Here is a 15,101-nt window from a genome sequence, read left to right as displayed (position 1 = left end):
CGCCCCAAACGCCGGCGAGGCTACATCTCAGCCTCGCCGGCGTTTGAGGCGCGGGGGTCCGGGGGCGGAGCCCCCGGCGGCGGGTCAGGCCGAGGCCGACTTCAGGGGGGTCCCGGGGTCGCAGACCTTGGCGGGGTCCAGCGGAACCGCCGCCTCGATCAGGCGGCGGCCCTGCGCCAGGTCGCGCGGCCGCCCCACGGCCAGCACCGCGACCAGCGCGCCGTCCCGCAGCCAGCACACCGACCAGGTCGGCTCGGCCGGATCGCCGCGCCAGAGCAGGGTGTCGGCCCCGCCGTGGTGTCCGGCGTACTGCACGAAGCGCCCGAACTGCTCCGACCAGAAGTACGGGACCGGGTCGTAGACCTGGGAAGGCTCCCCCGCTCCGGCCAGGATGTTCGCCGCGACCGCCCTCGGCCCCTGGAGCGCGTTGTCCCAGTGGTGGACGAGCAGCCGCTTCCCGTACCGCCCGGACGGGAAGGAGGCGCAGTCGCCGACCGCGTACACCCCGGGCAGGGAGGTCCGCAGGTACGCGTCCGCCGTGATCGAGCCGTCGGGGCCCAGTTCCACGCCGCTCCCGGCGAGCCATCCGGTGGCGGGTCGCGCGCCGATGCCCACGACGACCGCGCCGGCGGGCACGGCGCGCCCGTCCGCCAGCAGGACCCGGCCCTCCTCGATCCCCGCGACCTTCGCGCCGGTGATCAGCTCGGCGCCCGCTTCCTCGTACCAGCGCCCCATCGGCGCGGCGACCTCCGCGGGCAGCGCCCCCGCCAGCACCCGGTCGGCCGCCTCGACCACGGTCACCGCGCAGCCCGCCTCCCGGGCCGCGGTGGCGAACTCCGCGCCGATCCAGCCCGCTCCGACGACCACGGTCGAGCCGGCCTGCGCCAGGACCGGACGCAGCCGCTCCGCGTCGTCCAGGGTGCGCAACAGGTGCACGCCCTGGACGCCCTCGGTCCCGGGCAGGGTCAGGGGCTGCGCGCCGGTCGCCAGTACGAGGGTCTCGTACGGGACCGGTCCGGCCTCGGTGTCCAGCTCGTGGTCGGCGGCGCGCAGTCCGGTGACCTCCGTCCCGAGCCTGAGCTCGATGCCGAGCCCGTCGAAGTCCACGTCGAAGGCGGAGTCCTCGGCCTTGCCGAGGAGCACCGCCTTGGACAGCGGGGGCCGGTCGTAGGGCTGGTGGGGTTCGGCTCCCAGCAGGGTCACGGGGCCGGTGAAGCCCTGCTCCCGCAGGGCGACCGCGGTCTGCACCCCGGCCATTCCGGCGCCGACGATCACGACGCCGCGCTGATTCTGTTCCGTCTGCTCGCTCACGCGGCCACCCTAATCATCTGACGCTCCGTCAGGAATAGGTGCCGCCTTACCGGCCATCGGCAGCCGGGTTAGTCTGGCCACCGTACCTATCGCGGGAGTCCGGCGCACCGGGCTGAGAGGGAGGCTGGCCGGCCTCCGACCGTACGAACCTGATCCGGGTCATGCCGGCGAAGGGAGGGGCTGGACGCCCATGCACTCATCTCGAAGGGGATCCGAAAAGGGATCCGACGTCCTCGTCATCGGTGGCGGGATCATCGGCCTGGTCACCGCCTGGCGGGCCGCCGCGCGCGGACTGCGCACCGTACTGGCCGACCCGGCACCCGGCGGCGGCGCCGCCCAGGTCGCCGCCGGCATGCTCGCCCCCGTCACCGAACTGCACTACGGCGAGGAGGCACTGCTGGGCCTGGGCCTCGCCTCCGCCGCCCGCTATCCGGACTTCGCCGCGGAACTCGCCGAAGCCAGCGGCGGCATCGACATCGGCTACCGCGCCTGCGGCACCCTCGCCGTCGCCCTCGACGCCGACGACCGCCTCCACCTGCGCGAACTGCACGCCCTGCAGCGCCGCTGCGGCCTGGAGTCCGAGTGGCTCACCGGCCGCGAGTGCCGCCGCCTGGAGCCCATGCTCGCCCCGGGCGTACGCGGCGGCCTGCGCGTGGACGGCGACCACCAGGTCGACCCGCGCCGGCTCGCGGCCGCGCTGCTGGCCGCCTGCGAGCGGACCGGCGTGATCATCCACCGGGCGGGCGCGGAGCGGCTGCTGGTCACCGCCGACCGTGCCGCGGGCGCCCTGCTCGACGACGGTACGGAGCTGCGCGCACGCCAGGTGGTCCTGGCCGCGGGCTCGCTCAGCTGCAAGCTGCCCGGCGTACCGCCGGAGGCGGCCGTACCGGTGCGGCCGGTGAAGGGCCAGGTGCTGCGGCTGACGGTGCCGCCGGCGTACGCGCCCTTCCTGTCGCGGACCGTGCGGGCGGTCGTGCGCGGCAGCCACGTCTACCTGGTGCCGCGCGAGAACGGCGAACTCGTCGTCGGCGCCACCAGCGAGGAACTCGGCTGGGACACCACGGTCACCGCGGGCGGGGTCTACGAACTCCTGCGCGACGCCCACGAGCTGGTGCCCGGCATCACCGAACTCCCCCTCACCGAGACCCGCGCGGGGCTGCGTCCCGGCTCGCCCGACAACGCCCCGCTGCTGGGCCCGACCGAACTGCCGGGTCTGCACCTGGCCACCGGGCACTACCGCAACGGGGTGCTGCTCACCCCGCTCACCGGCGACGCGCTGGCGGACGTGCTGACCACCGGCGAACTGCCGCCGATCGCCCGCCCCTTCAGCCCCCGCCGGTTCTCCGCCGCACGTCAGGAGTCGTACGCATGACCATCTCCGTCAACGGCGAGCCGCGCGAGGTCGCGGCCGGCACCACGCTCGACACGGTGGTCGCCACCCTGACCGCGGCCCCCTCGGGCGTCGCCGCCGCGCTCAACGAGACCGTGGTCCCGCGCGGACAGTGGCCGGCCACGCCCGTCGGCGAGGGCGACCGGATCGAAATCCTCACCGCGGTCCAGGGGGGCTGAGCATCATGGCGGACGACCTCTTCACCCTCGGCGGCCGGACCTTCTCCTCCCGCCTGATCATGGGCACGGGCGGCGCCCCGAGCCTGGACGTCCTGGAACGCGCCCTGGTCGCGTCCGGCACCGAACTCACGACGGTCGCGATGCGCCGCCTGGACCCGACGGTCCAGGGATCCGTCCTCTCCGTCCTCTCCAAACTCGGCATCGCGGTCCTCCCCAACACGGCGGGCTGCTTCACGGCGGGCGAGGCCGTCCTGACGGCGCGCCTCGCGCGGGAAGCCCTCGGCACGGACTGGATCAAACTGGAGGTGGTCGCGGACGAGCGGACCCTCCTGCCGGACGGAGTGGAACTGCTGGACGCGGCCGAGACCCTCGTGGACGAGGGCTTCACCGTCCTCCCCTACACGAACGACGACCCGGTGCTGGCCCGCAAGCTGGAGGACGTGGGCTGCGCGGCGATCATGCCGCTCGGGTCCCCCATCGGGTCGGGCATGGGCATCCGCAACCCGCACAACTTCGAGCTGATCACGGAGCGGGCGGGGGTCCCGGTCATCCTCGACGCGGGGGCCGGCACGGCCTCGGACGTAGCCCTGGCGATGGAACTCGGCTGCGCGGCGGTGATGCTCGCCTCGGCGGTGACGCGGGCGCAGGAGCCGACGCTGATGGCGGCGGCCATGCGCGACGCCGTGTCGGCGGGCCGCCTCGCCTTCCGCGCGGGGCGCATCCCGCAGCGCCGCTTCGCCCGGGCCTCGTCCCCGACCTCGGGCCTCCCGGCCCTGGACCCGGAACGCCCGGCGTTCTGACCCGCCTGCGGGTCCGCTGCCGGGGGCTCCGCCCCAGACCCTCCCCCAGACTCCGTCCGGGGGTACCCCCACGCCTCAAACGCCGGCGGGGCTACATTTCAGCCCCTGCCGGCGTCTATTTCAGCCCCTCCGGCGTTTGAGGAGCGGGGTTCGGGGCGGAGCCCCGGTCTTTCAGCCCCGCCGGCGTGTGAGGCGCGGGGGCTCGGGCGCCGGCCCCCGGCAACGGTCCGCAGACGGGTGCGTCACAGCTGGGCTGCAAGGCCGACCCGCCCCGGCCGGGGCACGCCGTCGCGCCAATAGAATCGCCGGGTGGATACGACCCTGGATGACCCCCTCGTCGGGCGCGTGCTCGACGGCCGCTACCGCATCGACGCCCGCATCGCGGCCGGCGGCATGGCCACGGTCTACCGCGCCGTCGACACCCGCCTCGACCGCGTCCTCGCGCTGAAGGTCATGCACCCGGCCCTCGCCGCCGACGCGGCCTTCGTCGACCGGTTCATCCGGGAGGCGAAGTCCGTGGCCCGGCTCGCCCACCCCAACGTCGTCGCCGTCTTCGACCAGGGCACGGACGGGCCGTACGTCTACCTCGCCATGGAGTACGTCTCCGGCTGCACCCTGCGCGACGTGCTCCGCGAGCGCGGCGCGCTCCAGCCCCGGGCCGCCCTCGACATCCTCGAACCGGTCCTCGCCGCCCTCGGCGCCGCGCACCGGGCCGGCTTCGTCCACCGCGACATGAAGCCCGAGAACGTCCTGATCGGCGACGACGGCCGGGTCAAGGTCGCCGACTTCGGGCTGGTCCGGTCCGTGGACTCGGTCACCAACACCACCGGCTCGGTCCTCGGCACGGTCTCCTACCTGGCCCCCGAGCAGATCGAGAACGGCGTCACCGACACCCGCGTCGACGTCTACGCCTGCGGTGTCGTCCTCTACGAGATGCTCACCGGCTCCAAGCCCCACCTCGGCGGCACCCCCGCCCAGGTGCTCTACCAGCACCTCCAAGAGGACGTGCCGCCTCCCTCCGCCGCCGTCCCCGGGCTGCCCGTCGCGCTCGACGAGCTCGTCGCGCACGCCACCGCCCGCAACCCGGAGCTGCGCCCCTACGACGCCGCCGCCCTGCTCGGTCTCGCCCGCGAGGGCCGCGCCCTGCTCAGCGACGCCGAGCTGGACGCCGTACCGCCGCAGGCGCGCGCCGAGGAGCGGTCGTCCGCCGAGGACCGCACCGGCGTGATCCCGCGCCCGGTGGAGGCGCGGCAGCCCGTGCACCACACCTCCCGTCTGGAGACCCTGCCCCCGCCGCCCGCGCCTCCGGCGCACCGGCCGGCTCCCGCCGGGCGGCCCCGCCGCGGCGTGCTCCTCGTCATCGCCGGGGTCCTGCTCGCGCTCGGTCTCGGGACCGGTGTCTGGTACGTCAGCTCCGGACAGTTCACCAAGGTCCCCAATCTGCTCGGCAAGACCGAGGCGCAGGCCCGCTCCCAGCTGTCCGAGGCCGGGCTCGGCGTGAAGGGGGTCGACCGGAAGTTCAGCGACGCCTTCGACCGCGGGACGGTGATGAACACCGATCCCCCGGGCGGCAAGCGGATCCGCGGCAACGGCGCGGTGACCATCACCATCTCCCGCGGCCCCCAGGTGGTCTCGGTGCCCGATCTCAAGGGCCGGCCGCTGGAGGCGGCCAAGGCCGAGCTGACGAAGGCCGGGCTGGCGCCCGGAATCGTCACGCAGGCGTTCAGCCAGGACATCGCCCAGGGCTCGGTGATCGGCACCGACCCGGCCGGCGGCCAGAAGCGGGCGCCCGACACGGCCGTCGCGCTGGTCGTCAGCAAGGGCCGCCCGGTGCCGGTGCCGAGCGTGGCCGGGCTCCCCGCCGAACAGGCGAAGGCCGCGCTGGAGGGCCTGGGCCTGAAGGTCGTGACGGCCCCCGAGCAGGTCAACGCCCCCTCCGCGGCCGGTACGGTCGCCAACCAGTCGATCGCCGCCGGCACCCAGGCCGCGGCCGGGGACACGATCACGCTGACCGTGTCCAAGGGCCCCCGCCAGCTCCCGGTCCCGAACGTGACCGGCCAGGACGTGGACGCGGCCCGCAAGGCCCTGGAGGCCGCGGGCTTCAAGGTGAAGGTGGACCGGCCCTTCCTCTCCTTCAGCAACACGGTGGACTCCCAGTCGGTGCCGGCCGGACAGAACGCCCCCGAGGGCAGCACGATCACCATCAAGACCAAGGGGCTTTAGGACGCAGTGACACGCAATCCAGTGGGCGGGCACGTTCCCGTCGCCGGGGGTCTCGCCTCCGTGGGCCTGACCTACGCCCGGGAGCTGGGCGCCGAGGCCGTCCAGGTCTTCGTCGCCAACCCGCGCGGCTGGGCCACCCCGACCGGGAACCCGGCCCAGGACGAACGGTTCCGGGCGCAGTGCGCGGCCGAGTCCGTCCCCGCCTACGTGCACGCGCCGTACCTGATCAACTTCGGCTCGCACACCGAGGCGACCGTGGAGAAGTCGGTGGAGTCCCTGCGCCACTCACTGCGCCGGGGCCGGGAGATCGGCGCCCTCGGGGTGGTCGTGCACACCGGCTCGGCCACCGGAGGCCGCCCGCGCGAGGCGGCGTACGCGCAGGTCAGGGAGCGCATGCTGCCGCTGCTGGACGAGCTGACGCACGAGGACGACCCCTTCCTGCTGCTGGAGTCCACGGCCGGTCAGGGTTCCTCGCTGTGCTCGCGGGCCGAGGACTTCGGGCCGTACTTCGAAGCGCTCGACCACCACCCGATGCTGGGGATCTGCCTGGACACCTGCCACATCTTCGCGGCCGGTCACGACCTGGCGGAGCCGGGCGGGACGAAGCTGACGCTGGACCTGCTGGTGGACACGGTGGGCGAGGGCCGGCTGAAGCTGGTCCACGCGAACGACTCCAAGGAGGGCGTCGGCGCCCACAAGGACCGGCACGCCAACATCGGCCAGGGCCACATCGGCCGGGACGCCTTCGCCGAGCTGATCACGCACCCCGCGATGGACGGCGTACCGCTGATCATCGAGACCCCCGGCGGCAAGGAAGGGCATGCGGCGGACGTGGCGCTGCTGAAGAGCCTGCGTCCTTGAGGAATACCCCATGGGGGTATACGGTTCTGCTCATCGCAGGACCGTTATCCGGCGTTCCCGAGGGGGTCTCGATGGACCACGCACAGCACCATCAGCACCACCAGCAGGACCCGCACGAAGACGGAAACGGCCCCGGCCAGCACCGCCGCCACGGCGGAGCCAGCTGGTCCGCGGCGGCCCGGGCCACCCTCCACTGCCTCACCGGATGCGCCATCGGCGAGGTGCTCGGCATGGTCATCGGGACGGCGCTGGGCTGGGGGAACGTTCCCACGATGATCCTGGCGATCGTCCTGGCGTTCTTCTTCGGCTACGCGTTCACCCTGCGCGGGATCCTCGCGGCGGGCGTTGACTTCCGTACGGCCGTCCGGGTGGCTCTGGCCGCCGACACCCTCTCGATCGCCGTCATGGAGCTGATCGACAACGGCGTGATCGCGCTCTGGCCGGGCGCCATGGACGCGCACCTGTCCGCACCGCTGTTCTGGATCGTGCTGGCGCTCTCACTGGCGCTGGCCTTCGTGGTGACGGTGCCCGTCAACAAGTGGATGATCGGCCGCGGCAAGGGTCACGCGGTGGTCCACCAGTACCACCGTTGAAAAGGCCGAAAAGCGCCTACAGCTCGGGGCCGTCCCCCGGCTCCTCCTGGTACGAGAAGCGCTGCTCTCGCCAGGGGTCGCCGATGTTGTGGTAGCCGCGCTCCTCCCAGAAGCCCCGGCGGTCGGCGGTCATGTACTCGACGCCGCGGACCCACTTGGGGCCCTTCCAGGCGTACAGGTGCGGAACCACCAGCCGCACCGGGAAACCGTGCTCGGCGGTGAGCAGTTCACCGCCCTGGTGGGTGGCGAAAACGGTTCGCTCGGAGGCGAAGTCGGCCAGCCGCAGATTGGAGCTGAAGCCGTACTCGGCCCACACCATCACGTGCGTGACCTGCGGCGCCGGCGGCGCCAGGGCCAGGACGTCCCGGGCGAGTACGCCACCCCATTCGGCGCCCTGCATGCTGAATTTCGTCACGCAGTGCAGGTCCGCCACCACGGAGTTGAAGGGCAGGGCCGTGAACTGCTCGTGGTTCCAGCAGTGCTTGTCACCGTCGGCCGTCGCGCCGAAGACGCGGAACTCCCAGCGGTCCGGCTTGAACTTGGGCACGGGCCCGTAATGGGTGACCGGCCAGCCCCTCTGCAGCCGCTGCCCCGGTGGAAGCTCCAGCTGCTCTGCTCCCGGAGATTCCCGGCTTTCCGGCTGACCCATGACTCCATGGTGACAGACTTGGCGGGGTGGTCATGACCAGGTCTGTGCCGATTCGGGCAAGTCGCTGCAACTCGCACTAAGGAGGCACTTACTGGACGGTCTCCAGCGGCGGTGCAAGGATTCGCGCAATCCCCCAGCCGACGCTGGGAGGTACCCCAGCCCCGTCATTAATGACATTGCCTGGAAGGAGCCTCTGCGATGCAGGGCGACCCCGAGGTCCTTGAATTTCTGAACGAGCAGCTGACCGGTGAGCTGACGGCCATCAACCAGTACTGGCTGCACTACCGCATCCAGGACAACAAGGGCTGGACCAAGCTCGCCAAGTACACGCGTGAAGAATCCATCGACGAGATGAAGCACGCGGACAAGATCACCGAGCGCATCCTGATGCTCGACGGTCTGCCGAACTACCAGCGCCTCTTCCACGTACGCGTCGGGCAGACGATCACCGAGATGTTCCAGGCCGACCGCCAGGTGGAGGTCGAGGCCATCGACCGCCTCAAGCGCGGCATCGAGGTCATGCGCGGCAAGGGCGACATCACCTCCGCCCGGCTCTTCGAGGAGATCCTGGAGGACGAGGAGCACCACATCGACTACCTCGACACCCAGCTGGAGCTCATCGAGTCCCTGGGTGAGCCGCTCTACATCGCGCAGCTCATCGAGCAGCCGAGCTAGCTCCCGCTAGGCCGCTTCCGCCAGCTGGGGCACGGGCGCGAGGGCCGGCTCCGGGGAGGCGGCGAGCACGGCCGCCGTGTCACCCTTCTCCAGCAGCTCACGGCGCGGGCACGCGCCGCGGCCGAGGATGCCCTGGATGGTGCGCACGCACGAGCCGCAGTCGGTTCCGGCCTTGGTGGCCGAGGCGATCTGGCGGGGGGTGCAGGCCCCGGCAGCCGCGTGATCCTTGACCTGCTTGTCGGTGATTCCGAAGCAAGAGCAGACGTACACGCGGTTCACCTCCGGGGCGGAACGGTTCGGCGAGCCATCCCCTATTCGGTGAGGCTTACCTAACCGTACCCAAAGTTAGGGTCGCCTAAAAGACCCGGACACGACGATGGGGCGCGGATCACATCGATCCGCGCCCCATCGTCGTATGAAGGTACTGACTGATCCCTACTGGTCGCGGTACATCTCGGCGACCAGGAACGCCAGGTCCAGGGACTGGCTGCGGTTGAGCCGCGGGTCGCAGGCCGTCTCGTAGCGCTGGTGCAGGTCGTCGACGAAGATCTCGTCGCCGCCGCCCACGCACTCGGTGACGTCGTCACCGGTGAGCTCGACGTGGATGCCGCCCGGGTGGGTGCCCAGCTCCTTGTGGACCTCGAAGAAGCCCTTGACCTCGTCGAGCACGTCGTCGAAACGGCGCGTCTTGTGGCCGGAGGCCGCCTCGAAGGTGTTGCCGTGCATCGGGTCGGTGACCCAGGCGACGGTCGCGCCGGAGGCGGTGACCTTCTCGACGAGCTCGGGGAGCTTGTCGCGGACCTTGTCGGCGCCCATGCGGACGACGAAGGTCAGCCGGCCCGGCTCACGGTCGGGGTCCAGCCGGTCGATGTACGTCAGCGCCTCGTCCACCGTGGTGGTGGGGCCGAGCTTGATGCCGACCGGGTTGGCGATCTGCGAGCAGAACTCGATGTGCGCGTGGTCCAGCTGGCGGGTGCGCTCACCGATCCAGACCATGTGGCCGGAGGTGTCGTACAGCTTGCCGGTGCGCGAGTCGGTGCGGGTCAGCGCGCCCTCGTAGTCGAGCAGCAGCGCCTCGTGGGAGGCGTAGAACTCGACGGCCTTGAACTCGGCCGGGTCGGTGCCGCACGCCTTCATGAAGTTCAGCGCGTTGTCGATCTCCCGCGCGAGCTGCTCGTAGCGCTGACCGGACGGCGAGGACTTCACGAAGTCCTGGTTCCAGGCGTGCACCTGGCGCAGGTCGGCGTAACCACCCGTGGTGAAGGCGCGCACCAGGTTGAGCGTGGAGGCGGACGCGTTGTACATGCGCTTCAGCCGCTCGGGGTCCGGGATCCGGGCCTCTTCGGTGAAGGCGAAGCCGTTGACCGAGTCACCGCGGTAGGTCGGCAGGGTGATGCCGTCGCGGGTCTCGGTGTCCTTGGAGCGCGGCTTGGAGTACTGGCCCGCGATGCGGCCGACCTTGACGACGGGCACGGAGGCCGCGTACGTCAGGACGGCGCTCATCTGGAGCAGCGTCTTCAGCTTGGCGCGGATGTGGTCGGCGGACACGCCGTCGAAGGCCTCGGCGCAGTCGCCGCCCTGAAGGAGGAACGCCTCGCCCTTGGCGACGGCTCCCAGACGGGCACGCAGCTGGTCGCATTCGCCCGCGAAAACGAGCGGAGGATACGACTCGAGGTCCGCGACGACAGCGCGCAGAGCCTCAGCATCGGGGTACGAGGGCTGCTGCGCCGCGGGAAGGTCCCGCCAGGTCGCCTTGGCGGCGGGGGCTTGGGTTTCAGCGTTCACGGTCACCTCGTACACATTACGTCGTCACACGCGGCGTCCAGCCATGCGACCACAACGTGAGACGGGCCGCCTCGAAGGCGCAGGGGGCCACTCGGAACGGAATCCATGGTTCAGCCCACGCCGTGAGACGGATACAGCGCCACGGGGGCGTTCTGGGCTAGGGTGCCCCGCATGTACGCGCACTCGAACCAGAACTGGTGGTGGACCGCTCCCGGCGGCCCACTTCTCGCGCGTACCTGACGACACGCACGACGCGAAGGCCGCCCCGAGGGGCGGCCTTCCGTTTTCGGTGGACAGACACCGTCGGACGCGGGCCGCTCCTCCCACCGGAAGGACGCTCCCGCCCCATGCACTCCAGCCAGCCGAACCGACTGAGCCGACTGCTCGACGACTCCTGCCCGCCCTTCGCCCTGCTGCGGCGGCGGACCCCCGGCCGCGACCACGACACCGTCGAGGTGCTGATCGGCGCGGTCCACGAGGCCGAGCACCTCGCCGACCTGCCCGTCGGGGAGCTGCCCACGCTCGCCCTGGTCCCCTTCCGGCAGATCCGGGAGCGCGGATTCGACGTACGCGACGACGGCACGCCGCTGAGCGTGCTGGTCGCCGAGGAGGCGTACGAGATCCCGCTCGCCGAGGCGCTGGCCGCGCTGCCCGCGCACGAGGTGCGGGTCGAGGGCGGCGGCTTCGACGTCCCCGACGAGCAGTACGCGGCCACCGTGGAGCGGGTCATCGAGGACGAGATCGGCCGCGGCGAGGGTGCGAACTTCGTCATCCGGCGGACCTACGAGGGCCGGATCGAGGGCTTCGGCCGGGCCGACGCCCTCGCCCTGTTCCGGCGGCTGCTGCTGGGCGAGCGCGGCGCGTACTGGACGTACGTCGTCCATACAGGCGGGCCGTCCGGGCGGACCCTGGTCGGGGCCAGCCCCGAGGTCCACGTGCGGATGTCCGGGGGCACGGTCGTGATGAACCCGATCAGCGGGACCTACCGCTACCCGGCCGGGGGCCCCACCGTGGACTCCCTCCTCTCTTTCCTCGGCGACCGCAAGGAGACCGAGGAGCTGTCGATGGTCGTCGACGAGGAACTGAAGATGATGTGCACGGTCGGGGACAGGGGCGGGGTCGTCGTCGGCCCGCGGCTGAAGGAGATGTCCCACCTCGCGCACACCGAGTACGAGCTGCGCGGGCGCTCCTCCCTGGACGTGCGGGAGGTGCTGCGCGAGACGATGTTCGCGGCGACGGTCACCGGCTCGCCGGTGCAGAACGCCTGCCGCGTGATCGAGCGGTACGAGAGCGGCGGCCGCGGCTACTACGCGGGCGCGCTGGCCCTGCTGGGGCTCGATGCCTCCGGGGCCCAGAGCCTCGACTCCCCCATCCTGATCCGCACCGCCGACATCGGCCCGGACGGGGTGCTGCGGGTGCCGGTCGGCGCCACGCTCGTACGGCACTCCGACCCGGCGGGCGAGGTGGCGGAAACGCACGCGAAGGCGGCGGGCGTGCTGGCGGCGCTCGGGGTGCGGCCGGCGGCGCCCCGCCCGGCCTTCGAGGGGGCCCGGCTGGCACAGGACCCCCGGGTGCAGGCGGCCCTCGCCGCCCGGCGGGCGGACCTGGCCCCCTTCTGGCTGCGGATGCAGGAGCAGCCCTCCCCGCTCACCGGCCACGCGCTGGTGGTGGACGGCGAGGACACCTTCACGGCGATGCTGGCGCACGTCTTGCGGGTGGCCGGGCTGGAGGTGACCGTACGCCGCTACGACGATCCGGGGCTGCGGGCGGCGGCCCTGGCCTGGGAGGGCCCGATCGTCCTGGGCCCCGGCCCGGGCAACCCGGCGGATTCCGCGGACCCCAAGATGCGGATGCTGCGCGGGCTGACCGCCGAACTGCTGGCCGCACACCGCCACGGCCTGGTCGGAATCTGCCTGGGCCACGAACTGCTGGCGGCCGAGCTGGGGCTCCCGCTGATCCGCAAGGCGGAACCGGCGCAGGGGGCGCAGACGCGGATCGACCTGTTCGGGGCCGATGAGGTGGTCGGCTTCTACAACACGTACACCGCGCACTGCGACGAGGAGCGGGCCGCCGCCCTTGCCCTGCGGGGCGTCGAGATCTCCCGGGACCCGTCCACGGGCGAGGTCCACGCCCTTCGCTCCGCGGCGGGCTTCGCGGGGGTCCAGTTCCACCCGGAGTCGGTCCTCACCCTGCGCGGCGCGGACCTGCTGCGCGAGCTGCTGGGACGGGTCCAGGCGGCCGCCCCGGCGTAAGGCGGCCGCTGCGCGGAGCCTCTCCCCGCCCCGCCCTTTCTCCGTTTCCCGGGCTCTGCCCGGACCCGGTCCTCAAACGCCGGACGGGCTGAAATACAGCCTCGCCGGCGTTTGAGGCGCGGGGTCTGGGGCGGAGCCCCAGGGAAGGCGCACCGGTCAGGAAGAGCCGGGAACCAGCGTGTTCTCGGAGCGGCGGCCGGCCAGGTAGTCCGCGACGTTGGCGACGGTGGCGGCGATGATCTGGCCCACCGCGTCGGTCGTGTAGTACGCCTGGTGCGAGGTCACCACCACGTTCGGGAAGGTGACCAGCCGGGCCAGGGTGTCGTCCTCGACGGCCACCAGGGACTTGTCCGTGAAGAACACCCCGGCCTCGGCCTCGTACACGTCGAGGCCGACCCCCGCGAAGCGGCCCGCCCGCAGCTCGGAGACCAGCGCGTCCGCGTCGACCAGCCCGCCCCGGCTGGAGTTCACCAGGATCGCGTCGTCCCGCATCAGCCGGAGCGCCGCCGAGTCGATGATGTGGTGGGTGGACTCCATCAGCGGCACGTGCAGGCTGACCAGGTCCGAGGACGCGAGCAGCGTCTCCTTGTCCACGTACTTCATGCCGAGCCCCACGCACGCCGGGTTCTGCGCCACGTCCCAGCCCAGCAGGTTCATACCGAAGCCGTGCGCGATCCGGGTGAACGCCTCCCCGATCTTGCCGGTGCCGAGCACGCCCGCCGTGCGACCGCGCATGTCCCGGCCCATCAGCCCGTTCAGCCGGAAGTCGAAGTCCCGGGTCCGGTTCGAGGCCCGGACGATCCGCCGGTTCACGGCCAGCGCGAGGGCCCACGCGAACTCGGCCACCGAGTACGGCGAGTAGTACGAGACCCGGCCGACCGTCATGCCGAGGCGCCGGGCCGCGTCCAGGTCGATGTTGTTGTAACCGGTGGACCGCTGGGCGATCATCTTCGTCCCGCCGGCCGCCAGGATCCGCAGCACCCGGCCGTTCAGGTCGGCGTTCACGCTGGAGGAGACGATCTCGTACCCGGCCGCGATGGGCGCGGTGTCCTCGCTCAGGAAGACGTCGAGGCAGCGGACCTCGCAGCGGACCTCGTGCTGCCCCGCGAAGGCCTGCTCCAGGAGCGGCTCCTCGTCGGCGGTCACACCGAATGCCAGGATCTCCACAGGTGCTCCTGTATGTCGGACCATGGGTCGTCCGTCACGATACGACCCATGGTTCCGAGGCGCCGCCCGGCCCGGGCGCCGGCGGCCCCTTCGGCCGGACCCTCAGCCGAAGAAGACCCCGACCTCCTTGTAGAGCTCGGGATCCACGGTCTTCAGCCGGGCCGTCGCCTCCGCGATCGGCACCCGGACGATGTCCGTCCCCTTGAGCGCGACCATCTTGCCGAAGTCCCCCTCGCGCACCGCCTCGATCGCGTGCAGCCCGAACCGGGTCGCCAGCCACCGGTCGAAGGCGCTCGGCGTGCCGCCCCGCTGGATGTGCCCGAGCACCGTCGTACGGGCCTCCTTGCCGGTCCGCGCCTCGATCTCCTTGGCCAGCCACTCACCCACGCCGGACAGCCGGACGTGGCCGAAGGAGTCCGTGGTGCCGTCCTTCAGCACCATCTCCCCGTCCTTGGGCATCGCGCCCTCGGCGACCACGACGATCGGCGCGTAGCTCGCCTTGAACCGGGAGGTCACCCACGCGCACACCTGGTCGACGTCGAAGCGCTGCTCCGGGATGAGGATGACGTTGGCGCCGCCCGCGAGCCCCGAGTGCAGGGCGATCCAGCCGGCGTGCCGGCCCATGACCTCGACGACCAGGACCCGCATGTGCGACTCGGCCGTGGTGTGCAGCCGGTCGATGGCCTCGGTCGCGATGCCGACGGCGGTGTCGAAGCCGAAGGTGTAGTCCGTGGCCGACAGGTCGTTGTCGATGGTCTTCGGCACGCCGACGCAGGGGATGCCGTACTCCTCGTACAGCTTGGCGGCGACCCCGAGGGTGTCCTCGCCGCCGATCGCGATGAGCGCGTCGACCTCGTATTTTTCGAGGTTCTCCTTGATCCGCCGGACCCCGTTGTCCGTCTTGAACGGGTTCGTGCGCGAGGAGCCGAGGATGGTGCCGCCCCGGGGCAGGATGCCGCGGACGGCGGGGATGTCGAGCGGGACCGTCCTCCCCTCGATCGCCCCTCGCCAGCCGTCCTTGAATCCGATGAACCGGCAGCCGTACTCCTGCTCGCCCTTGCGGACGACGGCCCTGATCACCGCGTTCAGACCGGGGCAGTCGCCGCCGCCGGTCAGCACTCCGACCTTCATGGAATCTGTCTTCGCCATGACGGTCACGCTAGTGGTGACCCACGTCACAGCAAGAGGGCTGGGGTGGGCAATTCCGGTGGAATTA

15 protein-coding genes and 1 riboswitch are annotated in these 15,101 nt (G+C 71.8%); of the genes, 9 read left to right on the top strand and 6 right to left on the bottom strand.

Going from position 1 to position 15,101, the window contains the following annotated elements; all coding sequences use genetic code 11:
* Positions 1-84 precede the first annotated feature (84 nt).
* On the bottom strand, positions 85-1,311 hold the full coding sequence (locus ACZ45T_RS32355; protein ID WP_468447625.1) for an NAD(P)/FAD-dependent oxidoreductase: 1,227 nt from the start codon (positions 1,309-1,311) through the stop codon (positions 85-87).
* An 81-nt stretch (positions 1,312-1,392) separates the two neighbouring features.
* A riboswitch (TPP riboswitch) is annotated at positions 1,393-1,504 on the top strand.
* On the opposite strand from ACZ45T_RS32355, the gene thiO reads away from it, so the two are divergent.
* From thiO to ACZ45T_RS32325, 6 genes are all read left to right on the top strand, one after another.
* A complete protein-coding gene (gene thiO, locus ACZ45T_RS32350; RefSeq protein ID WP_468447623.1) occupies positions 1,502-2,683 on the top strand; it encodes a glycine oxidase ThiO in 1,182 nt (393 codons plus the stop codon). (Overlaps the previous riboswitch by 3 nt.)
* Positions 2,680-2,880, top strand: a complete 201-nt coding sequence (gene thiS / locus ACZ45T_RS32345) for a sulfur carrier protein ThiS (RefSeq protein ID WP_360901073.1) — start codon at positions 2,680-2,682, stop codon at positions 2,878-2,880. The genes thiO and thiS overlap by 4 nt, the downstream gene beginning before the upstream one ends.
* A 5-nt stretch (positions 2,881-2,885) precedes the next feature.
* The gene (locus tag ACZ45T_RS32340) at positions 2,886-3,680 is read left to right on the top strand and encodes a thiazole synthase (RefSeq protein ID WP_468447621.1); all 795 of its coding nucleotides are present in this window, start codon (positions 2,886-2,888) and stop codon (positions 3,678-3,680) included.
* 309 nt (positions 3,681-3,989) lie between these two features.
* The gene (gene pknB, locus ACZ45T_RS32335) at positions 3,990-5,903 is read left to right on the top strand and encodes a Stk1 family PASTA domain-containing Ser/Thr kinase (protein ID WP_468447619.1); all 1,914 of its coding nucleotides are present in this window, start codon (positions 3,990-3,992) and stop codon (positions 5,901-5,903) included.
* Between the two features lie 6 nt (positions 5,904-5,909).
* Positions 5,910-6,764 (top strand): deoxyribonuclease IV, encoded by an 855-nt coding sequence (locus ACZ45T_RS32330; RefSeq protein WP_468447617.1) that lies wholly within the window; start codon positions 5,910-5,912, stop codon positions 6,762-6,764.
* Between the two features lie 71 nt (positions 6,765-6,835).
* Positions 6,836-7,357, top strand: a complete 522-nt coding sequence (locus tag ACZ45T_RS32325; protein ID WP_468447615.1) for a DUF4396 domain-containing protein — start codon at positions 6,836-6,838, stop codon at positions 7,355-7,357.
* Positions 7,358-7,373: 16 nt separating this feature from the next.
* Here the strand turns inward: ACZ45T_RS32325 and ACZ45T_RS32320 are convergent, their stop codons facing one another.
* Entirely contained in the window at positions 7,374-8,006 is a 633-nt protein-coding gene (locus ACZ45T_RS32320) for a sulfite oxidase-like oxidoreductase (protein WP_468447613.1), read from the bottom strand.
* Positions 8,007-8,204: 198 nt separating this feature from the next.
* Here ACZ45T_RS32320 and bfr point away from each other — a divergent pair, with 198 nt between their 5' ends.
* On the top strand, positions 8,205-8,681 hold the full coding sequence (gene bfr / locus ACZ45T_RS32315) for a bacterioferritin (RefSeq protein WP_030707395.1): 477 nt from the start codon (positions 8,205-8,207) through the stop codon (positions 8,679-8,681).
* A 6-nt stretch (positions 8,682-8,687) separates the two neighbouring features.
* Here bfr and ACZ45T_RS32310 read toward each other — a convergent pair whose 3' ends face one another.
* A complete protein-coding gene (locus ACZ45T_RS32310; RefSeq protein ID WP_468447610.1) occupies positions 8,688-8,951 on the bottom strand; it encodes a (2Fe-2S)-binding protein in 264 nt (87 codons plus the stop codon).
* A 165-nt stretch (positions 8,952-9,116) separates the two neighbouring features.
* Complete coding sequence (locus ACZ45T_RS32305) at positions 9,117-10,472, bottom strand: class II 3-deoxy-7-phosphoheptulonate synthase (protein WP_468447608.1); 1,356 nt, start codon at positions 10,470-10,472, stop codon at positions 9,117-9,119.
* Positions 10,473-10,637: 165 nt separating this feature from the next.
* Here ACZ45T_RS32305 and ACZ45T_RS32300 point away from each other — a divergent pair, with 165 nt between their 5' ends.
* On the top strand, positions 10,638-10,706 hold the full coding sequence (locus tag ACZ45T_RS32300) for a trp operon leader peptide (RefSeq protein WP_202203957.1): 69 nt from the start codon (positions 10,638-10,640) through the stop codon (positions 10,704-10,706).
* Between the two features lie 107 nt (positions 10,707-10,813).
* Positions 10,814-12,718 carry an anthranilate synthase family protein gene (locus tag ACZ45T_RS32295; protein WP_468447606.1) on the top strand — a complete coding sequence of 635 codons (1,905 nt, stop codon included), beginning with the start codon at positions 10,814-10,816 and terminating at the stop codon, positions 12,716-12,718.
* 156 nt (positions 12,719-12,874) lie between these two features.
* Here ACZ45T_RS32295 and ACZ45T_RS32290 read toward each other — a convergent pair whose 3' ends face one another.
* A complete protein-coding gene (locus ACZ45T_RS32290; protein ID WP_468447604.1) occupies positions 12,875-13,885 on the bottom strand; it encodes a 2-hydroxyacid dehydrogenase in 1,011 nt (336 codons plus the stop codon).
* A 102-nt stretch (positions 13,886-13,987) separates the two neighbouring features.
* Entirely contained in the window at positions 13,988-15,016 is a 1,029-nt protein-coding gene (locus ACZ45T_RS32285) for a 6-phosphofructokinase (RefSeq protein ID WP_468447646.1), read from the bottom strand.
* Positions 15,017-15,101: the final 85 nt, after the last annotated feature.

The organism is Streptomyces sp. NPDC030995, from assembly GCF_055571215.1.
Note: the sequence above shows the minus strand (reverse complement) of the source record. Positions and strands in the feature narration are given on the sequence as shown.